General features: G+C 58.9%; 26 protein-coding genes and 1 pseudogene. 19 read left to right on the forward strand and 8 right to left on the reverse strand.

Annotation, left to right across the window (positions count from 1 at the left end):
* Positions 1–125: 125 nt before the first annotated feature.
* Complete coding sequence (locus AB4N85_RS09715) at positions 126–1,064, reverse strand: site-specific integrase (RefSeq protein WP_150635134.1); 939 nt, start codon at positions 1,062–1,064, stop codon at positions 126–128.
* 177 nt (positions 1,065–1,241) lie between these two features.
* On the opposite strand from AB4N85_RS09715, the gene AB4N85_RS09720 reads away from it, so the two are divergent.
* Positions 1,242–2,258, forward strand: coding sequence for a DNA-binding protein (locus tag AB4N85_RS09720; protein WP_217848965.1), 1,017 nt, complete (start codon positions 1,242–1,244; stop codon positions 2,256–2,258).
* On the opposite strand, the gene gorA is transcribed toward AB4N85_RS09720, so the two are convergent.
* The gene (gene gorA / locus AB4N85_RS09725) at positions 2,255–3,613 is read right to left on the reverse strand and encodes a glutathione-disulfide reductase (protein ID WP_217848966.1); all 1,359 of its coding nucleotides are present in this window, start codon (positions 3,611–3,613) and stop codon (positions 2,255–2,257) included. The genes AB4N85_RS09720 and gorA overlap by 4 nt on opposite strands.
* Positions 3,614–3,742: 129 nt before the next feature.
* On the reverse strand, positions 3,743–4,582 hold the full coding sequence (gene galU, locus AB4N85_RS09730) for a UTP--glucose-1-phosphate uridylyltransferase GalU (RefSeq protein ID WP_024013124.1): 840 nt from the start codon (positions 4,580–4,582) through the stop codon (positions 3,743–3,745).
* A 258-nt stretch (positions 4,583–4,840) separates the two neighbouring features.
* Between galU and AB4N85_RS09735 the strand changes: the two genes are divergently transcribed.
* Both AB4N85_RS09735 and AB4N85_RS09740 read left to right on the forward strand, forming a co-directional pair.
* Complete coding sequence (locus AB4N85_RS09735; protein ID WP_016774922.1) at positions 4,841–5,026, forward strand: hypothetical protein; 186 nt, start codon at positions 4,841–4,843, stop codon at positions 5,024–5,026.
* Between the two features lie 140 nt (positions 5,027–5,166).
* Positions 5,167–5,454: a hypothetical protein gene (locus AB4N85_RS09740; protein WP_016774923.1), complete on the forward strand. Its 288-nt coding sequence runs from the start codon at positions 5,167–5,169 to the stop codon at positions 5,452–5,454.
* 3 nt (positions 5,455–5,457) lie between these two features.
* Here AB4N85_RS09740 and AB4N85_RS09745 read toward each other — a convergent pair whose 3' ends face one another.
* Both AB4N85_RS09745 and AB4N85_RS09750 read right to left on the reverse strand, forming a co-directional pair.
* A complete protein-coding gene (locus tag AB4N85_RS09745; protein ID WP_016774924.1) occupies positions 5,458–5,688 on the reverse strand; it encodes a hypothetical protein in 231 nt (76 codons plus the stop codon).
* Between the two features lie 72 nt (positions 5,689–5,760).
* A complete protein-coding gene (locus AB4N85_RS09750) occupies positions 5,761–6,117 on the reverse strand; it encodes a hypothetical protein (RefSeq protein WP_016774925.1) in 357 nt (118 codons plus the stop codon).
* Between the two features lie 211 nt (positions 6,118–6,328).
* On the opposite strand from AB4N85_RS09750, the gene AB4N85_RS09755 reads away from it, so the two are divergent.
* From AB4N85_RS09755 to ada, 4 genes are all read left to right on the forward strand, one after another.
* Complete coding sequence (locus tag AB4N85_RS09755) at positions 6,329–6,631, forward strand: DUF1883 domain-containing protein (protein ID WP_007912251.1); 303 nt, start codon at positions 6,329–6,331, stop codon at positions 6,629–6,631.
* Positions 6,632–6,659: 28 nt separating this feature from the next.
* Positions 6,660–6,830: a hypothetical protein gene (locus AB4N85_RS09760; RefSeq protein WP_024013125.1), complete on the forward strand. Its 171-nt coding sequence runs from the start codon at positions 6,660–6,662 to the stop codon at positions 6,828–6,830.
* Positions 6,831–6,837: 7 nt separating this feature from the next.
* Entirely contained in the window at positions 6,838–7,509 is a 672-nt protein-coding gene (alkB, locus tag AB4N85_RS09765; RefSeq protein WP_252867698.1) for a DNA oxidative demethylase AlkB, read from the forward strand.
* 80 nt (positions 7,510–7,589) lie between these two features.
* Positions 7,590–8,651, forward strand: coding sequence for a bifunctional DNA-binding transcriptional regulator/O6-methylguanine-DNA methyltransferase Ada (gene ada, locus AB4N85_RS09770; protein ID WP_252882135.1), 1,062 nt, complete (start codon positions 7,590–7,592; stop codon positions 8,649–8,651).
* Here the strand turns inward: ada and acuI are convergent.
* Complete coding sequence (gene acuI, locus AB4N85_RS09775; RefSeq protein WP_056789624.1) at positions 8,641–9,624, reverse strand: acrylyl-CoA reductase (NADPH); 984 nt, start codon at positions 9,622–9,624, stop codon at positions 8,641–8,643. The genes ada and acuI overlap by 11 nt on opposite strands.
* Positions 9,625–9,830: 206 nt before the next feature.
* On the opposite strand from acuI, the gene AB4N85_RS09780 reads away from it, so the two are divergent.
* From AB4N85_RS09780 to AB4N85_RS09825, 10 genes and pseudogenes are all read left to right on the forward strand, one after another.
* Positions 9,831–10,895: an NAD(P)H-dependent flavin oxidoreductase gene (locus AB4N85_RS09780; protein WP_056789622.1), complete on the forward strand. Its 1,065-nt coding sequence runs from the start codon at positions 9,831–9,833 to the stop codon at positions 10,893–10,895.
* Between the two features lie 133 nt (positions 10,896–11,028).
* Positions 11,029–11,796: a molybdate ABC transporter substrate-binding protein gene (modA, locus tag AB4N85_RS09785; RefSeq protein WP_056789618.1), complete on the forward strand. Its 768-nt coding sequence runs from the start codon at positions 11,029–11,031 to the stop codon at positions 11,794–11,796.
* Positions 11,797–12,477 (forward strand): molybdate ABC transporter permease subunit, encoded by a 681-nt coding sequence (gene modB / locus AB4N85_RS09790; protein ID WP_122611386.1) that lies wholly within the window; start codon positions 11,797–11,799, stop codon positions 12,475–12,477.
* A gap of 3 nt (positions 12,478–12,480) precedes the next feature.
* Positions 12,481–13,560: a molybdenum ABC transporter ATP-binding protein gene (modC, locus tag AB4N85_RS09795; RefSeq protein ID WP_460067875.1), complete on the forward strand. Its 1,080-nt coding sequence runs from the start codon at positions 12,481–12,483 to the stop codon at positions 13,558–13,560.
* 71 nt (positions 13,561–13,631) lie between these two features.
* A complete protein-coding gene (locus AB4N85_RS09800; protein ID WP_095180151.1) occupies positions 13,632–14,669 on the forward strand; it encodes a DNA topoisomerase IB in 1,038 nt (345 codons plus the stop codon).
* A gap of 161 nt (positions 14,670–14,830) precedes the next feature.
* Positions 14,831–15,061 carry a hypothetical protein gene (locus tag AB4N85_RS09805; RefSeq protein ID WP_076562638.1) on the forward strand — a complete coding sequence of 77 codons (231 nt, stop codon included), beginning with the start codon at positions 14,831–14,833 and terminating at the stop codon, positions 15,059–15,061.
* Positions 15,062–15,370: 309 nt separating this feature from the next.
* A pseudogene (locus tag AB4N85_RS09810) lies at positions 15,371–15,487 on the forward strand (con-10 family general stress protein); the annotation flags it as partial.
* 376 nt (positions 15,488–15,863) lie between these two features.
* The gene (locus AB4N85_RS09815) at positions 15,864–16,415 is read left to right on the forward strand and encodes an ATP-dependent Clp protease proteolytic subunit (protein WP_041480149.1); all 552 of its coding nucleotides are present in this window, start codon (positions 15,864–15,866) and stop codon (positions 16,413–16,415) included.
* A 232-nt stretch (positions 16,416–16,647) separates the two neighbouring features.
* A complete protein-coding gene (locus AB4N85_RS09820; protein WP_041480147.1) occupies positions 16,648–16,905 on the forward strand; it encodes a DUF6555 family protein in 258 nt (85 codons plus the stop codon).
* Positions 16,902–17,153 carry a hypothetical protein gene (locus AB4N85_RS09825; protein WP_095180153.1) on the forward strand — a complete coding sequence of 84 codons (252 nt, stop codon included), beginning with the start codon at positions 16,902–16,904 and terminating at the stop codon, positions 17,151–17,153. Before AB4N85_RS09820 ends, AB4N85_RS09825 begins: the two co-directional genes overlap by 4 nt.
* Before the next feature lie 12 nt (positions 17,154–17,165).
* Here AB4N85_RS09825 and AB4N85_RS09830 read toward each other — a convergent pair whose 3' ends face one another.
* Positions 17,166–17,579: a cupin domain-containing protein gene (locus tag AB4N85_RS09830; RefSeq protein WP_056789598.1), complete on the reverse strand. Its 414-nt coding sequence runs from the start codon at positions 17,577–17,579 to the stop codon at positions 17,166–17,168.
* 215 nt (positions 17,580–17,794) lie between these two features.
* On the opposite strand from AB4N85_RS09830, the gene AB4N85_RS09835 reads away from it, so the two are divergent.
* Positions 17,795–18,175 (forward strand): RidA family protein, encoded by a 381-nt coding sequence (locus AB4N85_RS09835; RefSeq protein WP_024013136.1) that lies wholly within the window; start codon positions 17,795–17,797, stop codon positions 18,173–18,175.
* Positions 18,176–18,339: 164 nt separating this feature from the next.
* Here the strand turns inward: AB4N85_RS09835 and AB4N85_RS09840 are convergent, their stop codons facing one another.
* Positions 18,340–18,816, reverse strand: a complete 477-nt coding sequence (locus AB4N85_RS09840) for a hypothetical protein (RefSeq protein ID WP_095180154.1) — start codon at positions 18,814–18,816, stop codon at positions 18,340–18,342.
* Between the two features lie 224 nt (positions 18,817–19,040).
* On the opposite strand from AB4N85_RS09840, the gene AB4N85_RS09845 reads away from it, so the two are divergent.
* The gene (locus AB4N85_RS09845; protein WP_150740958.1) at positions 19,041–21,029 is read left to right on the forward strand and encodes a peptidase U32 family protein; all 1,989 of its coding nucleotides are present in this window, start codon (positions 19,041–19,043) and stop codon (positions 21,027–21,029) included.
* The last annotated feature ends 27 nt before the right edge of the window (positions 21,030–21,056 follow it).

Raw genomic sequence — 21,056 nt, forward strand, 5'->3', positions numbered from 1 at the left:
GTCAGGGGTTATGAAGTTGATGGGTGAATCCTACCCACTCACTCGACGGAAGGCTCATTGGCAAACCTGATACTGCTGATTTGTTTTCGCTATTAGCTGACTGTATTAATAGAAGAAAACGATCTCTACGGCTGATCCGGCTTATCCATAATCCGAGCCATTCCCTGGAATGGGCTGACCTCAACATAGCGCATGGCGGATTTCATGTCCTTCCAGCCAACGTAGCTCATCAGCGATTTCAGGTCCCAGCCGCTTTGATGCGCCCATGTGGCAAAACCACGCCGCAGTGAATGGCTGGTGTAGTTGGCGGCGGCAATCCCGGCGCGCTGCAACGCCTGGCGGAGCAGCGGAATGATGCTGTTGGCGTGCAGGCCCTCTTCGCTCAGATTGCCCCAGCGATCAATGCTGCGGAACACCGCGCCGCGTACCAGCGCAGCCTCTGTAATCCAATCGATATAGGCCTGCACCGGGCACAGCTTCAGCAGCGCCGGGGCCTGGTAGGTCTGCCCGAGGTTCTCCCGGTCGCCCTTGCTGCGCGGCAGATACAGAGTGATGCCCTTGCCAGCGCTCGCCTGCACATGCTCGATTTGCAAACGGCACAATTCGTCGCTGCGAAAGCCGCGCCAGAAGCCCAACAGAATCAGCGCGCGATCCCGATACGCCTTGAGCAAGGTCGGGCGGTCCTGTTCTTCCCGGGCCGTCTGCGCCTCCTGTTCAAGCCAATCGATCACGCGCTGCAGATCCTGCAATTGCAGCGGCTCAGCCTGTTTTTCCTGCGCCGGGTGCAAAGCGCGAATGCCCTTGAACACCTTGCGCACCACTGGCGCCTTGGTCGGATCGGCAAAACCCTGACTGTTGTGCCACTGCGCCAGCGCCGACAGACGCAGCTTCAGCGTGTTGATCGATAGCACGCCAGCGTGCGCCACCAGATAGCGCGCAACGCTGTCGGCAGTAGCCGGCAGAAATCCGCCCCACGTCACCTCGAAGTGCTCGATCGCCATGCGATAGCTGCGGCGAGTGTTGTCCCGGGTGGCGGCTTGCAGATATCGATCAATGTCGCTCATGGGCAGTTTTCTCGCTGGCGTACGGGTTCAGGCATGCAGATGCGCATTTTGCCCCCTGACATTGGGTAATACCAGTATATCCCGCCTGTTTTATCTCAAAGATTTACCCATATTTTCAGCATGGTACACTGCTTACTTTAGTGGCATGTACCACAGTACGTAAACGTAGGAGTTCACATGGCCCGTGGCGGCATTACCAAAGCACTGGTGCAAATCGCACGCACAGCGATCCTCGCTCGCGGCGAACACCCAAGCATCGATGCAGTACGCATTGAAATGGGCAACACCGGCTCGAAAACCACGATCCATCGCTATCTGAAAGAACTGGACGACGGCGCCCAGCCGAATGAGGCGTCAGCAGAACCGATCGATGATGAGCTCACCGCCCTCGTCTCTCGCCTCGCCCAGCGCCTGAAAGAACAAGCACAGGAACCCATCGAGCAAGCCCGCGAACAGTTCGAGGAGCAACGCGAAGCACTGGAAACCGAGCTGAAACAGGTTCGCCAGGCGCTGGAAAAACTCGAGCACGACCACGACATTCAAGGCGCCGCACTGCAACGCGAATCCGAAGCGCTGAGCAACACCCGCTCGATGCTGCAAACCGAACAGACGCGCAACGCCGGCCTCAACCAGGCATTGGCCGACTTTGAATTGCGCTTGCAGGACAAGGACGAGCAGATCCGCTCACTGGAAGAAAAGCACCTGCACGCCCGCGATGCGCTGGAGCATTACCGTAACGCCACCAAGGAACAGCGCGAGCAGGAGCAGGCCCGCCACGAAGGGCAACTTCAGCAGATACAGGCAGAATTGCGTCAAGCCCAGCAGAGCGCATTGGTGCGTCAGGATGAGATCACACAATTGCACCGCGATAACGAACGCCTGCTCACCGAAAACCGTGGCACTCAGCGCGAGCTGAACCTGGTGCAGGATCAGCTCAAGCACAGCAATCAGCGTCAGGATCAGTTGCTCGAGCAGGCCACGCGCATGGACAGCGAGCGCACCCTTCTCCAGGAACGTCTGCGCGTGGCGACACTGGAAAGCCGAGCCCTCAAGCAGAGCGTCGACGAGCAGACGCAGCTCAATCAGTCACTGGAAAAGGAATTGCTCAAGGTTCAGGCAAGCCTTGAAGACAGCCAGCGTCTGGCGGCTACCGTTGCGGCAGCACCAGACTCAGCCAAAGCGAAGGATGCTTAAGCGCTGACCGGCGTACGCATGGTGACGAACTCTTCGGCGGCCGTCGGGTGCACCCCGATGGTGTCGTCGAAGTCGCGCTTGGTCGCGCCGGCCTTCAAGGCGATCGCCAGACCTTGCACGATCTCGCCAGCGTCCGGCCCGACCATGTGGCAGCCAAGTACCTTGTCGGTTTTGGCGTCGACCACCAGCTTCATCAGGGTTTTCTCCTGACAGTCAGTCAGGGTCAGCTTCATCGGCCGGAAGCGACTTTCGAAAATCACCACTTCGTGGCCACATTCGCGCGCTTCCTCTTCGCTCAAACCGACTGTGCCGATGTTCGGCAGGCTGAACACGGCGGTCGGAATCATCTTGTAGTCCACCGGACGGTATTGCTCCGGCTTGAACAGACGCCGCGCCACGGCCATACCTTCGGCCAGAGCGACCGGGGTCAGTTGCACGCGACCAATGACGTCGCCCAGCGCCAGAATCGACGGCTCGGTGGTTTGATACTGGTCGTCGACTTTGATAAAGCCCTTGTCGTCGAGCTGAACATCGGTGTTTTCCAGGCCGAGATTGTCCAGCATCGGACGCCGGCCGGTGGCGTAGAACACGCAGTCGGCTTCGAGCACGCGACCATCCTTGAGCGTCGCCTTCAGGCTGCCGTCGGCCTGTTTGTCGATGCGCGCGATGTCGGCATTGAATTGCAGATCGAGGCCGCGCTTGGTCAATTCTTCTTGCAGGTGCTTGCGCACCGACCCATCGAAACCACGCAGGAACAGATCGCCGCGATACAGCAGCGTGGTGTTGGCACCGAGGCCATGGAAAATCCCGGCGAACTCGACCGCGATATAACCGCCACCCACCACCAGCACACGCTTGGGCAACTCTTTCAGGAAGAACGCTTCGTTCGAACCGATCGCATGCTCATGCCCCGGAATTTCAGGGATCTGCGGCCAGCCGCCGGTGGCGATCAGAATGTTTTTCGCGGTGAAGCGCTCGCCATTAACCTCGACCTCGTGCGGCCCAACGATTTTCGCGTGCGCCTCGTGCAGGGTCACGCCGCTGTTGACCAGCAGATTGCGATAAATGCCGTTAAGGCGATTGATTTCACGGTCCTTGTTGGCGATCAGCGTGGCCCAGTCGAAGTTGGCTTCGCCCAGGTTCCAGCCGAAACCGGACGCCTGCTCGAAGTCCTCGGCAAAGTGCGCGCCGTAGACCAACAGCTTTTTCGGCACGCAGCCGACGTTGACGCACGTGCCGCCCAGGTAACGGCTTTCTGCCACCGCCACTTTCGCCCCGAAGCCTGCGGCAAACCGCGCAGCCCGCACACCGCCGGAACCGGCACCAATCACATAAAGGTCAAAATCGTAGGCCATTTCTATCTCCTCGGCAGGCCATCAGCATACCCGCAGCCATTCATTGGGCAAGCACTGCCATCCATATAAGGGCGGAAAATGAAAAAGCCACCCGAAGGTGGCTTTCTTTTGCAGACGAGGCAGATGCTATTAGTAAGCCTTGCCAGTCTTGTAGAAGTTTTCGAAGCAGAAGTTGGTCGCGTCGATGTAGCCTTCAGCACCACCGCAGTCGAAACGCTTGCCCTTGAACTTGTAGGCCATGACGCAGCCGTTCTGGGCCTGCTTCATCAGGGCGTCGGTGATCTGGATTTCGCCACCCTTGCCTGGTTCGGTCTGCTCGATCAGATCGAAGATGTCCGGGGTCAGGATGTAACGACCGATGATCGCCAGGTTCGACGGCGCGTCTTCCGGCTTTGGCTTCTCGACCATGCTGTGCACGCGGTAGATGTCGTCGCGGATCATTTCGCCGGCGATGACACCGTACTTGTTGGTTTCCTGCGGATCGACTTCCTGGATCGCGACGATCGAGCAGCGGAACTGCTTGTACAGCTTGACCATCTGGGTCAGTACGCCGTCGCCGTCGATGTTGACACACAGGTCATCCGCCAGGACCACGGCGAACGGTTCGTCACCGATCAGTGGGCGGCCAGTCAGGATTGCGTGGCCCAAACCTTTCATTTCGGTCTGACGGGTGTAGGAGAACGAGCACTCGTCCAACAGCTTGCGGATACCGACCAGGTACTTTTCCTTGTCGGTGCCCTTGATCTGGTTTTCCAGCTCGTAACTGATGTCGAAGTGGTCTTCCAGAGCACGCTTGCCACGGCCGGTGACGATGGAGATTTCCGTCAGGCCCGCGTCCAGTGCTTCTTCAACGCCGTACTGGATCAGTGGCTTGTTTACCACCGGCAGCATTTCTTTAGGCATGGCTTTGGTCGCTGGGAGGAAGCGAGTGCCGTAACCGGCTGCTGGAAACAAGCATTTCTTGATCATATAAGTCCTTGAAAAGGCTGTGTGTACGAGTTTCGGGGCAGTCTAATCAGGCGGCGTGCGCCTTACAATGCCCCGCGCTGGCTAACCGATGCCAACATAGAGAAATATTCGCGCGGATAGTTCCATCCGGGTATTTCAGCGGCGGCGTCAGCGTAGCTCAAGATCCGGGCAAACAGGATCACCATACGCTTATCAGCCCCCATTGCGAGCATTTGCCGCTATCATGGGGCCTTTGAACCAGCGAATGAGACAGACTAGATGGCTGCGGTAAAAATCATCAACGGGTATGTGATCGACAAGAAAGACGGCAAGTGGACGCTGACCACTACCAATGGCGAACATATCGCCGGGCCTTTCGACAGCGAGCAGATGGCAACAGATGTGGCCTCGGTGTTCACTGATACGCCTGCTTCTTCCAAGCGCCGAGGCAAAGATCAGGACTGATCCTTTTAGCACTTGCGCCAAGCCCTGCCAGCATGCAGGGCTTTTTTGTGCTTTGTTGGCAAACAAGTGGCCAATCGCTATAACCTTTTCATCGCGGCGCTGTCAGAGCAACCAGTCCCCCACTTGAAGACCTCGCAACCATGAACCTGAACAAACTGCAGCCGCTTTTCGCGGTATTGGTACTGAGCGGCTGTGCCACTTCGCAGCCCACCTATCTGAACAATGGCGAACAGGGTCTGAGCATCGACTGTTCCGGCGAAGCCAACTCATGGGCCATGTGCTACGAAAAGGCCGATGCATCCTGCGCCGGCACCGGCTATCGCATCGTCGGTACTGATGGCACACCGGCGCCCAAGGAAGATGACAAAACCCTGGGCGTTGACGTTGGCAATTACAAGACCCGTAACGTCGTGGTCGTCTGCAAGTAAGCCTTACATGTGGATTTCGGCGAATTTGATCCCGAGGCCACGGACGACCTCGATCAGGTCGTCGAGCCGATTGAAGGACTCGACCTCGTCATTGTCATCCACCAAAAAGTAGCTGCGCCCTGCACTCTTCTTGAAAAACACGATCCATTCACCCGGATTCGCCGGGTTCTGGATGACATGAGTGGCAGAGATAAGGCCCTCTGCGTGGCGCTCCCGCACGTGCTCTCGCTTCATTGCGACTCCATAAATGACAATGCCGCCACAGCAGGACTGTGACGGCATCGGGTGCTGATGTTCGCTAGTCTATCAGCCGGAAATACAGGCGTTCGCAGCTTTCTGTACATCGCGAGGGCGAACCGGCACGTTGGACATGCGCTCATGCAGCTTGATGCTGCTGCCGCCGGCGCGATCCTCGATATCAAACACGGCTGCCGGGCCTGACGAAAGTTTGCCGGGAACGATGACTCGTACACCGTCCTTCTGCGGCTGGACTTGCAACGCACCACGACTGTCAGCGAGCTTGTCGGTCAGACACTGCGCATACTCCTGGGGCTTTTTGCCGGAGATCACGCTCATGGTTGGCAGCGTTTCATTGATTTCGGAAACATTTGCACAACCGGCCATCGCCAGAATCAACGGCACACACACCACACCCCACTTCATAGAAATCCTCCGTTAAAGACCGTCCGACAGCACAAATGCCGCTTTTCTCCGGGGCCTTGTGCATTTAACCCGCCCGCCATGGCGAAGTTCTGTTCAAAATTTGTCAAAGCAACGCCCGACGGCCAGATAATAACCCGTGCGGGCTGATAAACTGCGCCCATCGACAAGCTATCGTTTTGATTTAGTAGAAAAAGCCCTTCTGGAGGCGCCCATGAAATTCATTCACCAGCGCGAGCACCTCAACGAAGACGACATCGTCGTCATTCAATGCTCGCAGATGTGCAACATCCGTTTGATGAACGACGCCAACTTCCGCAGCTTCAAAAACGGCGGCCGTCACACCTACCACGGCGGCGCGTTCGACACGTTCCCGGCACGCATCACCGCACCGAGCACCGGCTTCTGGAACATCACCATCGACACCGTCAACCGCCGCGCAATCAGCGTGACGCGCAAGCCGACGCTGACCCACTCGATCAAGATCATCCGTCGCTCCAGCACTAAACTGAGCTGAGACGCGCAGCCTATTCTGAAAGGGAAACATGACCGTGGCGCAAAAAACCAAATACGTGATCAAGTACAAACTGGACGGTGAACAGCGTTTCGAATTCGCTGAACTGGAAACCGGCACTGACGAGGAAGCGAAGGCGGCGCTGAAGAAAATGCACGCTGACGAAGAGCTCAGTGAGATCAAGGTCAGCAAAGCGCTGTAACCAACCTATGCACCCGACCACGTTTGACCTGTTCGCCGACAACGAACCCGTACAGCAGCCCCGCGCCGAGCAGATCGGCGAACAATCGTGGGTGCTGCGCGGGTTCGCCTTGCCGCAGGTCGAGCAACTGCTGACCGGGCTCGACGCCATTCTTGCCGCCGCCCCGCTACGCCACATGGTCACGCCCGGCGGTTTCAGCATGTCGGTCGGCACCAGCAGTTGCGGACAGCTGGGCTGGATCACCGATCGCAGCGGTTACCGTTATTCCAGCGTCGATCCACTCAGCGGCTTGCCGTGGCCGTCGATGCCGGCGGTGTTTGCCGATCTGGCGCACGAGGCGGCGGAACGCGCCGGGTTTACGGGTTTTCAAGCCGACTCCTGCCTGATCAACCAATACGTCCCCGGCGCCAAGATGTCGCTGCATCAGGACAAAGACGAAAAAGGTTATGCCGCGCCCATCGTTTCGCTGTCGCTGGGTTTGCCGGCGATATTTCTGTTCGGCGGCTTCGAACGCAGCGTTAAAACCCAGCGCATTCCGCTGTTGCATGGCGACATGGTGGTCTGGGGCGGCGTGGACCGCCTGCGCTATCACGGCGTGCTGCCAATCAAACCTGGCCGTCACCCGCTCTTGGGCGAGCGGCGCATCAACATCACCTTCCGCGTAGCGGGCGCTCAATAAAAGTTTGACCGCAAGGCGCGGAGTGTTGCGGGTTACGATGCTGGTTAACCTGACTCAAACAGGTCAACGGATCCCCTCTCATGGACAAGCTTTCGAAGACAATCAGCATTGAACACGATCCCCGCTGGGCCGCTGTGGTGGCGCGCGATCCGCGTGCCGACGGGCAATTTGTCTATGCGGTCAAAACCACTGGCATCTATTGCCGGCCGAGCAGTCTGGCGCGCCTGCCGAAACCGCAGAACGTCGAGTTTTTCGACACCGCCGAACTCGCCGAAGCTGCCGGATATCGGCCGAGCAAACGCGCCAGCAAGGACCAGAATGACGCGCAACATGCGGCGATCATCGCAGCAGCCTGCCGGCAGATCGAAGCGTGCGAGACATTGCCCGCGCTCGACAGCCTCGCCGCCAGCGCCGGCCTTAGCCCTTTCCATTTTCATCGAGTATTCAAAGCCGCGACCGGCCTGACGCCCAAGGCTTACGCCACGGCGCATCGCTCACGCAAACTGCGTGCGCGCCTGGCGGACGGCGGCTCGGTGACCGACGCGCTGTATGACGCTGGCTTCAATTCCAACAGCCGCTTTTACGAATCAGCCGATCAACTGCTGGGCATGAAGCCCACCGACTATCGCGCTGCCGGGCAGAACAACGACATTCGCTTTGCCGTTGGCCAATGCTCGCTGGGGGCGATTCTGGTGGCGCAAAGCGAACGTGGGATCTGCGCGATTCTGCTCGGCGACGATCCGCATCAGCTGGTCTGCAACCTGCAGGATCAGTTTCGCAAGGCCAACCTGATCGGCGCCGACCGCGAATTTGAACAGTTGATCGCCAGCGTCGTCGGCTTTGTCGAAGCGCCCGCGACGGGCCTGAACTTGCCGCTGGATATACGCGGCACAGCGTTTCAGGAGCGCGTCTGGCAGGCGCTGCGTGAGATCCCCGCAGGCAGCACCGCAAGTTACGCCGAAATCGCGCAACGCATCGGCGCGCCGACTTCGATGCGCGCCGTGGCCCAGGCTTGCGGGGCCAACCGTTTGGCGGTGGCGATTCCCTGCCACCGCGTGGTGCGCAGTGACGGCAATCTTTCCGGCTACCGCTGGGGCGTCGAGCGCAAACGCCAACTGCTTGAGCGCGAACTCAACGATTGACGTCGACCACCACCCTGCCCCGCAGTTGCCCGGCGAGTAATCTGGGCGCGGCCTCAAGGGCTTCGCTCAAGCTGATTTCGTGACTGATCAATTGCAATAACGAGAAATCCAGATCCTTGGCCAGTCGGCCCCAGGCCTCGATACGGCGCGCCTTGGGCTGGGTCACGCTGTTGATCCCGGCCAGCGTTACGCCGCGCAGAATGAACGGTGCTACCGAGGCCGGGAAATCCATGCCTTGCGCCAACCCGCATGCCGCGACCACGCCTTCCGAGCGTGTGCTGGCGCAAGCATTCGCCAGCGTATGACTACCGACCGAATCGACCACCGCCGCCCAGCGCTCTTTCGCCAACGGCTTGCCCGGTTCGGACAAGGTGGCTCGATCGATGATTTCGGCAGCACCCAATTGCTGCAGGTATTCATGCTCGGACACCCGCCCCGTGGACGCCACCACCCGATAGCCCAAATTGCTGAGCAAGGCGATGGCAAAGCTGCCGACCCCGCCATTGGCGCCGGTGACCAGCACTTCGCCGTGATCCGGTGTCAGGCCATGGCGCTCCAGCGCCAGAATGCACAGCATTGCCGTGTAGCCTGCGGTGCCGATGGCCATGGCTTGCGCCGGCGTGAAAGCTTCGGGCAACGGAATAAGCCAGTCACCATTAAGCCGAGCCTTTTGCGCCAGCCCGCCCCAGTGGCTCTCACCGACGCCCCAGCCGTTGAGCAACACTCGGTCGCCCGCCTTGAAATCGGCATGCGAACTGGACTCGACAGTCCCCGCCAGATCGATCCCCGGAACCATGGGGAACTTGCGCACCACCGGGCTGCTGCCGGTGATCGCCAGGCCATCTTTGAAATTCAGGGTGCTGTACGCGACGTTCACGCTGACGTTGCCTTCGGGCAGTTGCTGCTCATCGATTTGCTGCAGATTGGCGCGATAACCGCTGTCATCTTTGTCGATCAGAATGGCATTGAACATGACGGCCTCTCGAAAATAATGGGAAGAAAGCGTGCCCTGAAATAACACATCGCAACACATTGCCACACTCGACTTTCGCTAAGCCACCCACACCGACGCTGAAAAACTGCACGTAATGTTCAGAATTTCAGACTGGCCCCGCAGCCGGTTTTGCTGCTAAAACCGCTTGCCGTCCCTGCCCGTTTCATCGTTCGGAGAATTGCTTTATGAGCCAGTGGCCAGACACCCGTATCCTTGATCTTCTCGGTATCGAACTGCCGATCATCCAAGGCCCGATGGCCGGTGCGACCAATTCTTCGATGGTGATTGCCGTGTGCAATGCCGGCGGCCTCGGTTCAATGCCCGCAGCGATGCTGAGCATCGAGCAACTGCGCGAAGAACTGAAGACGATTCGCCAGCACACCACCAAGCCGTTCAACGTCAATTTCTTCTGCCATCAGCCACCGGCGCCTGATGAGCAGCGAGCCCGGGACTGGAAAAATCTGCTCGAACCTTACTACCGCGAACTCGGTGCCGATTTCGAGGCGCCGACGCCGGTGTCCAACCGTGCTCCTTTCGACGAGACTGCGTGTGCCGTGCTCGAAGAATTCCGCCCCGAAGTGGTGAGTTTTCATTTCGGGTTGCCGGAGAAAAATCTGCTTGATCGGGTCAAGGCAACCGGGGCGAAAATCCTTTCATCTGCCACCACGGTCGAAGAAGCGATCTGGCTGGAGCAACACGGCTGCGATGCGATCATCGCCATGGGTTATGAGGCGGGCGGGCATCGCGGGATGTTTCTCAGCGATGATCTGAGCAGCCAGGTCGGCACCTTTGCACTGGTGCCGCAGGTGGTCGACGCGGTGAAGGTGCCGGTGATTGCGGCGGGTGCGATTAGCGATGCCCGAGGCGTAGCAGCCGCGTTGATGCTCGGCGCCTCGGCGGTGCAAGTCGGCACGGCGTTTCTGTTTACCCCGGAGGCGAAGGTCAGCGCCTCGCACCACAAGGCCCTGCGCACCGCCAAGGAAAGCGAGACCGCCATCACCAACATTTTCACCGGACGTCCGGCGCGGGGTATTGTCAATCGGGCGATGCGCGAACTCGGCCCGATGTCAGCGCAAGCGCCAGCCTTCCCGTTGGCCGGCGGCGCGCTGATGCCGCTGCGAGCCAAGGATGACGCCGATTTTGCCAATCTGTGGGCCGGTCAGGCGCTGACGTTGGGCAAGGATATCGGCAGCGCTGAACTGACCCGGCAACTCGCCGAGGGCGCATTGGCGAAACTCAACCGTCATTGAATCTACGCGGCGAGCGGATTTATTCCCTCGCCACTTGGCGGCATATCGCTATATATTTCCGTATACAGCGATTGCGCCCGTGTATCGGCGTTATCCAAAGCAAAGCATTCAATGCCGATCACGGAGCCTTTACATGACACCTGCTGCCACACGCCTCGCCCCTGCCTGTCTCGCCTCATTCCTCACATTTTTCAGCATCAGTGCCGCGCAAGCTGACGAAGTGCAAGTGGCGGTCGCCGCCAATTTCACCGCGCCAATCCAGGCCATCGCTGCCGATTTCGAAAAAGACACCGGGCACAAATTGGTTGCTGCTTACGGCGCAACCGGCCAGTTCTACACCCAGATCAAAAACGGCGCGCCCTTCCAAGTGTTTTTCGCAGCTGACGACAGCACCCCGGCAAAACTCGAACAGGAAGGCGAAACCGTCAAAGGCTCGCGCTTCACCTACGCCATTGGCACCCTGGCGCTGTGGTCGGCAAAAGAAGGTTATGTGGATGCACAGGGTGACGTGCTGAAAACCAACCAATACCAGCACTTGTCCATCGCCAACCCGAAAGCCGCGCCATACGGTCTCGCCGCCACCCAGGTGCTGGAAAAACTCCAGTTGAGCGAAGCCACGAAAAGCAAAATCGTCGAAGGCCAGAACATTACTCAGGCCTACCAGTTCGTCTCCACCGGCAACGCCGAACTAGGCTTTGTGGCGCTGTCGCAAATCTTCAAGAACGGCAAAATCAGCAGCGGCTCGGCATGGATTGTTCCGGCCACCCTGCATGATCCGATCAAACAGGACGCGGTGATCTTGAACAAAGGCAAAGACAGCGCTGCTGCCAAGTCCCTGATCGATTATCTCAAAGGCCCGAAAGCCGCTGCGGTGATCAAATCCTTCGGATATGAACTGTAAATGTCGCTGACCAGTGCCGACTTCGCCGCGATCTGGCTGACCCTGAAACTGGCGTCGCTGACCACCGTGATTCTGCTGGTGATCGGCACGCCGATCGCGTTATGGCTGTCGCGCACCTCGTCGTGGTTGCGCGGCCCGATTGGCGCCATCGTCGCCCTGCCGCTGGTGCTGCCGCCGACGGTGATCGGCTTTTATCTGTTGCTGGCGCTGGGGCCGCACGGTTTTCTCGGCCAGTTCACTCAATGGCTGGGGCTGGGCACGCTGACGTTCAGTTTCACCGGGCTGGTCATCGGCTCGGTAATCTACTCCATGCCTTTCGTGGTGCAACCGCTGCAAAACGCATTCTCGGCGATCGGCACCCGCCCGCTGGAAGTCGCCGCGACGTTGCGCGCCAATCCCTGGGACACGTTCTTCAGCGTGATCCTGCCGCTGGCGCGCCCCGGTTTCATCACCGCAGCGATCCTCGGTTTTGCCCACACCGTCGGTGAGTTCGGCGTGGTGCTGATGATCGGCGGCAACATTCCCGACAAGACCCGCGTGGTCTCGGTGCAGATTTACGACCATGTCGAAGCGCTGGAATATGCCCAGGCGCACTGGCTGTCCGCGGCGATGCTGGTGTTCTCGTTTCTGGTGTTGCTGGCGCTGTATTCCAGCCGCAAAACCCGCGCAGGCTGGAGCTGATCGATGATTGATGTACGCCTGAAACGCACTTATCCGGGGTTCGAACTGGATGTTGATCTGCAAGTGCCGGGCCGGGGCGTCACCGCGCTGTTTGGCGATTCCGGCTCCGGCAAAACCACCTGCCTGCGCTGCATCGCCGGGCTGGAGCGCGCCGAGCAGGGTTTTGTGCAGATCAACGCCGAGGTCTGGCAGGACAGTGCCAAGGGCATCTTCGTCCAGCCGCATAAACGTGCGCTTGGCTACGTGTTTCAGGAAGCCAGTCTGTTCCCGCATCTGTCGGTGCTGGCCAATCTGGAGTTTGGTCTCAAACGCATCGCCAAGTCGCAACGCCGGGTCGATATCAACCAAGCGACCGAACTGCTCGGCATCGGCCATTTGCTCGAGCGCCATCCGCAGCATCTGTCCGGCGGCGAGCGGCAGCGCGTCGGCATCGCCCGCGCCCTGCTGACCAGCCCGAAACTGCTGCTGATGGACGAACCACTGGCGGCTCTCGACAGCCGGCGCAAAAGCGAAATCTTGCCGTACCTGCAACGCCTGCACGACGAACTGGATATTCCGCTGCTGTACGTCAGCCATGCCCAGGATGAAGTCGCGCGTCTGGCCGATCATCTGGTGTTGCTGAGCGATGGCAAAACCCTCGCCAGCGGTCCGATCGGCGAGACCCTGGCGCGTCTGGATCTGCCTTTGGCGCTGGGCGATGACGCCGGGGTGATCATCGAAGGTCAGGTCAGCGCCTACGACGCCACCTATCAATTGCTTAGCCTGCAACTGCCGGCCACGGACATGAATATTCGCGTCACCCATGCGCCCATGGCCGTGGGTCAGGCCCTGCGCTGCAAGGTGCACGCCCGCGACATCAGCCTGGCGCTGAACAATGATGCGGCCAGCAGCATTCTCAATCGTCTGCCCGTTACCGTCATCAGCGAACAGGCCGCTGACAACAGCGCCCACGTGCTGATCCGCTTGGATGCCGGCGGCACGCCGCTGCTGGCGCGGATCACCCGCTTCTCGCGTGACCAATTGGGCGTGCACCCGGGCCAGCGGCTGTGGGCGCAGATCAAGGCGGTGGCGGTGCTCGCGTAAATCATTCGGCACGACGGCCAGCGCCTGCGGTCAATCAGTTACAGACTGCCGTATGACCGAAGGAAACCGCCATGCCCGATACCGTGCTGACAGATGCCCTGCCCGCCGATCTGCATTACGTCGATGACACTCAGCCTGGTATCACCCGGAAAAAACTGCGCGGCAAGTTCGTCTATTTCGAACCGTCGGGCCAGCGCATCACCGACCCGGACGAAATCAAACGCATCAACGCCCTCGCGGTGCCGCCGGCTTACACCGATGTGTGGATCTGCGCCGACCCGCGCGGTCATCTGCAAGCCACCGGCCGCGATGCGCGCGGGCGCAAGCAGTACCGTTATCACGCGCGCTGGCGCGAAGTGCGCGACGCCGACAAATACTCGCGCCTTCGCGAATTCGGCCTGGCCCTGCCCAAACTGCGGCGCCAGCTTGAGGCGCTGCTCGACGCCCCGGGCTTCAGCCGCGACAAGGTCATGGCCACGGTCATCACCCTGCTCGACGCCACGCTGATCCGCGTCGGCAATACCCAATATGCGCGGGACAATCGCTCTTATGGCCTGACCACGTTGCGCAGTCGGCATGTCGAGGTCAACGGCAGCGCGATCCTGTTCCAGTTCCGTGGCAAGAGCGGCATCGAGCACCAGATCACCGTCAAGGATCGGCGTCTGGCGCGAATCATCAAGCGCTGCCTGGAGATTCCCGGGCAAAACCTGTTTCAGTACCTTGATGAACACGGCGAACGGCACACTGTCACCTCCTCCGACGTAAACGCCTATCTGCAAAAGCTCACCGGCGCTGAATTCACCGCCAAGGACTACCGCACCTGGGCGGGCAGCGCATTGGCTTTGGCAGTGCTGCGCGAGCTGCAGCATGAGTCGGAAACCGAGGCCAAGCGCCATGTGGTCGAAGCCGTGAAGAACGTCGCCAAACAGCTGGGCAACACGCCAGCGGTGTGCCGCAAATGCTACATCCACCCTGCGGTGCTCGAACATTTCATGCTCGGCGCGCTCGCCGAACTGCCCCGCCCGAGAGTGCGCAAAGGCCTGCGCGCTGAGGAAGTAGCCTTGGCGATGTTTCTCGAGCGGATGTGTGAGGTGAGCGAGGCGTCCTGAGTCGCACAAACCCCCTGCAGGCTCACTCCTACAAGATTTGCCGATGAGCTGAGCCGGGTATTTTTTGCACGATCGCGCAGGGCTTCTATAGTTGATCTGAAGGTTCGCGCCATGCGGGCTTTTTGTTGCAACTCAGCCGTTTCAGCGAACGGAGGTGTTTCATGTCCGAGAAAGAGTCCATCACCACCCTCCTCACCCTGCTCGACGCCCGCCAGGCGCGCCTGGCAGCCGCCTGCAAAGAGATCGCCGACTGGGTTGATCATCAAGGCGGGCATCCGACAGCACTGCGCATCCGCGATCGACTGCACGACATCGAGAAAGATACGCCGCTGATTCGCGATACGCTTTCGACGCTCAAGCCAATTGATCGGCCGTTGCCACGATTCAGATAGTCGAGGTTCAATTAACTTCAACAACCGGCTCGGCATCGGTGTAAGTGTTTTTCTTTATTATCCAATGCGATTGAGCGTAGCCCTTTTAGTTATATATGCACTACTGGCCGATACAAGTTGAAAGTGCAGGCACCGCTCATCGGATCAATTAAAAAAAATCAAAACACCGTGAACCGATATGTAATCGAAGTAGGTGTCCATGACGAAAACGGACATCACTAGCGAAACGTTAATAGATATCGGAGAGCTATCATGACCACCGGAAATAAAAATACAGGTAACGCCGGCAACGATCGTGACAAGATGCAAGAGTCCGGAAAAAAAGGCGGACAGTCTGGCGGCAACTTCGCCAACGATCGTGAAAAAGCATCCGAGGCTGGTCGCAAAGGCGGACAATCCAGCCACAGTGGAGGTCGCAAGTCGTAAATGAGCGGTACAAGGGCAGCCTCGCTGCCCTTGTAATATTCGACGGAGCGCATAGATGACCACCTCCATACATACTCCTCCAAGCCAGTTACACCAACACGAAGGCGCTGAAGTTGTTCCAGAAGCGACGCGCAGCTCCCCGGAGAAACTGCCGGACAACGCTGTGTCTCCGTGCATTGAAAGAAAACCTGGCCACCCGCAGCACAGCGATCGTGCCCAACATGAATGTTACGAGCGCAGGCAGTTGCTCGTTGACTCTGAAAACTCTCGAGAAACGCAAACGACGCCAACGTACGAACGCAGCTCCTGACTGACGAGCACCAGTCCTTGCGCAAAGAGCCCGTTTGCAGAGCCCCGGCCCGTCGAGGAAATTGCCATGCCTGTTCACGTGATTAACTTTACCGGCCCGATCAATGCTTCAACCTGCGGTCAGCTGATTGACAGAGCCTCGCGTGCGGTAAAGGAAGATGCACCCAGGTTGATTCTGAACATCGCTACCATGGGTGGCGAATGCAGTTACGGTTTCACGATGTACAACTTTCTGATGGCGCTGCCCGTCCCGGTACACACGCATAACCTGGGAACGGTCGAGTCGATGGGCAATATCGTTTTCCTCGCCGGCCAGCGCCGCACTGCGTGCACTCATAGCAAGTTTCTGTTTCACCCTTTTCATTGGCACTTGCAGGGAGCGGTTGATCATTCGCGCATGTCGGAATATGCCATGAGCCTGGATTACGACTTGCATCTGTACGCGCAGATTGTCGCCGAGCGTACCAGTAACGGGAAAAATGCGTTGGAGACAGAAAAATACCTGACAGCGGCTCCGCGCATTATCAATCCTGAAGAAGCTTTGCATGCAGGTCTGATCACAGCGGTTGAAGACACCGAGATTCACGCAGACTTTGTCTGCTCATGCATTTACTCCTGAAGCCCCTCCTGAATAACGCGCCGTTTTAGATGCGTTTCATTCTAGTGAGATCGCCACTCTCAGCAGCGACATTACAAGATCATGTAGTGCATTGGCGCATCAACTTGTACACGCCCCAACGGGCGGTATAACGCAAAACAAGCGGCGTATGCCGGTCATCCCAGCCAAAAGAATTTTCTCTGAATTATTTATTTCGCCAGACATCCCTCTTTTTAACAGCCGGAGGAAATGTATGAGCGCAGTGGACTTGTACGTGATCGAGTACCTGTTACATGGAAAGCCCAGGTCATTCGTCATTCGCACAAAAAACATGAACAACGCCGAAGCGTGGCAGTGGGCAAGTTGCGACGCAGGAATCGCGCCCATCCCCCGCCCCGGTCGGCCTCCGTTGAAACGTTTTTCCAAACCAATGGCGGAACGCTTCGGCGTAACCGAGGTGCAATGGCGCGAGTCGGTGCCTCTGGTGTGGGAGGAGGATCACGCAAAATGAATGAGCGCACGTTGAAATTCGGTTTCGGCCGATCGTGGGATGACGAGATGGCAGAAAACGCCGCGATGTTCCGCGAGGCCGACCTGCTGGAAGAGGCGGCCTACAGAATCATTGAGCATGACGCCGACAGCCCTGAGTCTTGGGCTCGCTTCAGCGAAGCAAAAGCCTTGGCCGACGCCAAGCGAACGGCGGCCTATCAGGATTGGATGCGCATCAAGCGCGCAATGAGCAAGCCGCGCTCGAAATAGCAGCCTGGCAGGTCATGGTTTGAGGATCAGCAGCGGCTCGCCTTTCGGCACGACGTAAGTGGCCAGTTCCACGCCCTTTTCGCTGCCAATGTTTTTCGCCACATGCGCCACGCCCGCCGGAATGAACAACGAATCACCGGCCTTGAGTATTACCGGCGCCCGCCCTTCGAGCTGATACTCGAACGTGCCGCTGATGACATAGGCCACTTCCACGCCGGGATGAGCATGCCGAGGCGAGGTGACGCCAGCGTCGAAATCGATACGCGCCTGAATCACCTCGCGATTGTCAGCGCCGAGATCCTGGCGAACCAGATCAGTACGGCTCAGACCTTTCTGCCAGCTCGTCGCCGGCGCATCTGCCGCATGGGCGAAACCGGCAAGGGAGGCGAAGACAACGGCAGAAGCCAGAAACAGTGGACGGTACATGGTGGTGCCCTCTTGAACGTAGTGTTGGTGTGAGGGCTACTTTGGGCTCGGCATGTAAGGCGGATGTGTCTCGAAAGCGCAGTTTGGTGTTGCCGTGTGTATCCGCTGAGGGCTGATACACGCTTATACAAACGTGTCGCGGTCCCCGTCCGGGCCATGGTGGGAAAGAATCTGTAAACTGCCGCAATCTTCATTCACCCAAACAAGAGATGCCCATGGCCAATCAAGACATCATCTTCACGCCTGATCCGGACACCGATTCGATTTCTTCCGACGTCGCCACCTTTGGCGGGATCATGGTCTCGACGCAAATCCCGACCCGCGCCGATGGCAGCCTGGAACTCGGCGGCATCACCGAGCAAAGCGAGTGCACGCTGCAAGCGCTGAAAGTCGCCTTGGAACGTGCTGGCAGTTCGATGGACCGGGTGCTGCACCTGACCATTTACCTCACCGACATGGGCGATCGCGGGGCTTTCAATGAAGTGTACAAACGCTATTTCGCCAAGCCTTGGCCAGTGCGGGCAGCGGTGGGCGTCGCCTCGCTGGCGGTTGAAGGGATGCGTGTGGAGGTGACGGCGATGGCGGCCAAGGGCTGATTTGCGGAAATACTGCGTAGGCTGCCGCCACGATTCCGGTTGCGGCGTACGCAGTGAAATACTCAAGGGCGCGCGCCAAACACAGCAGCCACCAGGATGCGGCCGTTTGGCATGCGCTGGCTCGCTCGTTGAGCGAATTGGCGTCAACGGTCTATTCACAAAACTTAAAGGGGACCACTAGCTATAACAAACAGTTTACCTTCTGATACCCGGTATGTTTGCCCGCGGTGCTCGATTTCAAAATTGAATGTTGCCGTAATCGAATCGATGCCTTCTTCGTGTTTGCGAGCAAACTCTATTGTTCCTGTTTTCGCATATAAGATTTCATGCGACATAGTCATCAATCCCGCGACAGGGCTTCCGAACCCGCCAATTTCATGCGTACCGTCCGTAAGGGAGCGATCTATCACAAATGAAATGATCTCACCCACCTCGTCCGTAAAATATTGACCAATAACGCTAAACGTCTCTTTTGTGCCGAAATAAAGATGCCGAGTAGCGGAGAATATTGGCTTGCCTATGCCCGGATGATCGGGTGACACGACCGCTTTGTAATACACTTCGGCCGTCTTGCGAGGACGCGGTTTAAACGACGCGAAATCCGAGATACCAATCGTCGCGAAGGCGTTATTACCTTTCATGATATTAATCTCCAATGTCTTGCGTGATATAGGCCAGAGCGACTTTCCCGCTCCCACCTGATGTTCACGCTTTGGACGCGGGCGGACAACTGACAGTCTTTACAGTTATGCATTGCCTCGTATTGTGCTAGGTCCTTCGTACCTGATATCGGCACGCTGATGCCGCCCAAGTGTTTCACAGGTACAATGCGCCCCTTGCCCGTGACCGCCTGACTAAAAAAACTATGTCCTTGCCCAAGCATCACCTGGAATTGCTCAGCCCTGCCCGCGATGTCGCCATTGCCCGCGAGGCCATCCTGCATGGCGCTGACGCCGTGTACATCGGCGGCCCGAGCTTCGGCGCACGCCACAACGCCTGCAACGAAGTCAGCGAAATCGCCGAACTGGTCGAGTTCGCCCGCCGTTACCACGCACGCATCTTCACCACCATCAACACCATCCTGCACGACAACGAGCTGGAGCCGGCGCGCAAGCTGATCCATCAGTTGTACGACGCCGGCGTCGATGCGCTGATCGTTCAGGATCTGGGCGTAATGGAGCTGGACATTCCGCCGATCGAGCTGCACGCCTCGACCCAGACCGACATCCGCACCCTCGAGCGAGCGAAGTTCCTCGATCAGGCCGGTTTCTCGCAGTTGGTGTTGGCCCGTGAGCTGAACCTGCAGGAAATCCGCGCCATCGCCGATGAAACCGACGCGGCCATCGAATTCTTCATCCACGGCGCGCTGTGCGTGGCCTTCTCCGGCCAGTGCAATATTTCCCACGCGCAGACCGGCCGCAGCGCCAACCGGGGCGACTGCTCCCAGGCTTGCCGCTTGCCGTACACCTTGAAAGACGAAAAGGGTGGCGTGATCGCTTACGAAAAGCACCTGCTGTCGATGAAAGACAACAACCAGAGCGCCAACATCCGCGCGCTGGTCGAAGCAGGCGTGCGTTCGTTCAAGATCGAAGGTCGCTACAAGGACATGGGCTATGTGAAGAACATCACCGCCTATTACCGCCAGCGTCTGGACGACGTGCTCGAAGACCGCCCTGACCTGGCCCGCGCCTCCAGCGGCCGGACGGTGCATTTCTTCCTGCCCGACCCGGAAAAGACCTTCCACCGTGGCAGCACCGATTACTTCGTGACCGATCGCAAGATCGACATCGGCGCCTTCGATTCGCCAACCTTCACCGGGCTGCCGGTCGGCACGGTGGAAAAAGTCGGCAAGCGTGACATGCAGGTTGTCACTCACGAGCCGCTGTCCAACGGCGACGGCCTGAACGTGCTGGTCAAGCGCGAAGTGGTCGGTTTCCGCGCCAACATCGCCGAGGCCAAAGGCGAGTTCGAAGAAGACGGCGAGAAGCGCTACCGCTACCGCGTCGAGCCGAACGAAATGCCCGAGGGCCTGTTCAAGCTGCGTCCGAGCCACCCGCTCAATCGCAACCTCGATCACAACTGGCAGCAGGCGTTGCAGAAAACTTCTTCGGAACGTCGCGTGGCCCTGAGCTGGTTCGCTCGTCTGCGTGAAGAACAGCTGGAAGTGACCGCGACCAGCGAAGAAGGCATCAGCGCCAGCGTCACCCTCAACGGGCCGTTCGGCGTTGCCAACAAGCCGGAGCAGGCGCTGGAGCAACTGCGCGACCTGCTTGGTCAGCTCGGCACCACGCAGTACCACGCCACCGACGTCAAGCTGGATGCGCCGCAAGCGTTCTTCATTCCCAACTCGCAGCTCAAGTCGCTGCGTCGCGAAGTGATCGAAGCGCTGACTGCGGCGCGTGTCGCCGCGCATCCGCGTGGCAGCCGCAAGGCCGAAACCACGCCGCCGCCGGTGTACCCGGATTCGCACCTGACCTTCCTCGCCAACGTCTACAATCAGAAGGCCCGCGACTTCTACCACCGTCACGGCGTCAAGCTGATCGACGCGGCGTACGAAGCTCACGAAGAGCCAGGCGAGGTGCCGGTGATGATCACCAAGCACTGCCTGCGTTTCTCCTTCAACCTGTGCCCGAAACAGGCCAAAGGCGTGACCGGCGTGCGCACCAAGGTCGCGCCGATGCAGTTGATCCACGGCGATGAAGTGCTGACGTTGAAGTTCGATTGCAAGCCGTGCGAGATGCACATCATCGGCAAGATGAAAGGCCACATTCTGAACCTGCCGCAGCCGGGCAGCGTGGTCGGCCACATCAGCCCTGAAGACCTGATGAAAACCATCCCGCGCGCACCGCACTGAGTGACCGGCGTGCGCGGTGCTTCGGCA

Source organism: Pseudomonas sp. H1_G08 (genome assembly GCF_054681355.1).

Excerpts from the sequence above, each read along its gene's own strand:
- ada (WP_252882135.1), top strand. The coding sequence starts at position 7,590 with ATGGACAAGCTTTCGAAGACAATCAGCATTGAACACGATCCCCGCTGG.
- gorA (WP_217848966.1), bottom strand. The coding sequence starts at position 3,613 with ATGGCCTACGATTTTGACCTTTATGTGATTGGTGCCGGTTCCGGCGGT.
- AB4N85_RS09755 (WP_007912251.1), top strand. The coding sequence starts at position 6,329 with ATGAAATTCATTCACCAGCGCGAGCACCTCAACGAAGACGACATCGTC.
- AB4N85_RS09840 (WP_095180154.1), bottom strand. The coding sequence starts at position 18,816 with ATGAAAGGTAATAACGCCTTCGCGACGATTGGTATCTCGGATTTCGCG.
- AB4N85_RS09780 (WP_056789622.1), top strand. The coding sequence starts at position 9,831 with ATGAGCCAGTGGCCAGACACCCGTATCCTTGATCTTCTCGGTATCGAA.
- modA (WP_056789618.1), top strand. The coding sequence starts at position 11,029 with ATGACACCTGCTGCCACACGCCTCGCCCCTGCCTGTCTCGCCTCATTC.
- modC (WP_460067875.1), top strand. The coding sequence starts at position 12,481 with ATGATTGATGTACGCCTGAAACGCACTTATCCGGGGTTCGAACTGGAT.
- AB4N85_RS09715 (WP_150635134.1), bottom strand. The coding sequence starts at position 1,064 with ATGAGCGACATTGATCGATATCTGCAAGCCGCCACCCGGGACAACACT.
- acuI (WP_056789624.1), bottom strand. The coding sequence starts at position 9,624 with ATGTTCAATGCCATTCTGATCGACAAAGATGACAGCGGTTATCGCGCC.
- AB4N85_RS09760 (WP_024013125.1), top strand. The coding sequence starts at position 6,660 with ATGACCGTGGCGCAAAAAACCAAATACGTGATCAAGTACAAACTGGAC.
- galU (WP_024013124.1), bottom strand. The coding sequence starts at position 4,582 with ATGATCAAGAAATGCTTGTTTCCAGCAGCCGGTTACGGCACTCGCTTC.
- AB4N85_RS09830 (WP_056789598.1), bottom strand. The coding sequence starts at position 17,579 with ATGTACCGTCCACTGTTTCTGGCTTCTGCCGTTGTCTTCGCCTCCCTT.
- AB4N85_RS09740 (WP_016774923.1), top strand. The coding sequence starts at position 5,167 with ATGAACCTGAACAAACTGCAGCCGCTTTTCGCGGTATTGGTACTGAGC.
- AB4N85_RS09815 (WP_041480149.1), top strand. The coding sequence starts at position 15,864 with ATGCCTGTTCACGTGATTAACTTTACCGGCCCGATCAATGCTTCAACC.
- AB4N85_RS09820 (WP_041480147.1), top strand. The coding sequence starts at position 16,648 with ATGAGCGCAGTGGACTTGTACGTGATCGAGTACCTGTTACATGGAAAG.
- AB4N85_RS09835 (WP_024013136.1), top strand. The coding sequence starts at position 17,795 with ATGGCCAATCAAGACATCATCTTCACGCCTGATCCGGACACCGATTCG.
- AB4N85_RS09825 (WP_095180153.1), top strand. The coding sequence starts at position 16,902 with ATGAATGAGCGCACGTTGAAATTCGGTTTCGGCCGATCGTGGGATGAC.
- AB4N85_RS09800 (WP_095180151.1), top strand. The coding sequence starts at position 13,632 with ATGCCCGATACCGTGCTGACAGATGCCCTGCCCGCCGATCTGCATTAC.
- AB4N85_RS09845 (WP_150740958.1), top strand. The coding sequence starts at position 19,041 with ATGTCCTTGCCCAAGCATCACCTGGAATTGCTCAGCCCTGCCCGCGAT.
- AB4N85_RS09745 (WP_016774924.1), bottom strand. The coding sequence starts at position 5,688 with ATGAAGCGAGAGCACGTGCGGGAGCGCCACGCAGAGGGCCTTATCTCT.
- AB4N85_RS09805 (WP_076562638.1), top strand. The coding sequence starts at position 14,831 with ATGTCCGAGAAAGAGTCCATCACCACCCTCCTCACCCTGCTCGACGCC.
- AB4N85_RS09735 (WP_016774922.1), top strand. The coding sequence starts at position 4,841 with ATGGCTGCGGTAAAAATCATCAACGGGTATGTGATCGACAAGAAAGAC.
- AB4N85_RS09720 (WP_217848965.1), top strand. The coding sequence starts at position 1,242 with ATGGCCCGTGGCGGCATTACCAAAGCACTGGTGCAAATCGCACGCACA.
- modB (WP_122611386.1), top strand. The coding sequence starts at position 11,797 with ATGTCGCTGACCAGTGCCGACTTCGCCGCGATCTGGCTGACCCTGAAA.
- AB4N85_RS09750 (WP_016774925.1), bottom strand. The coding sequence starts at position 6,117 with ATGAAGTGGGGTGTGGTGTGTGTGCCGTTGATTCTGGCGATGGCCGGT.
- alkB (WP_252867698.1), top strand. The coding sequence starts at position 6,838 with ATGCACCCGACCACGTTTGACCTGTTCGCCGACAACGAACCCGTACAG.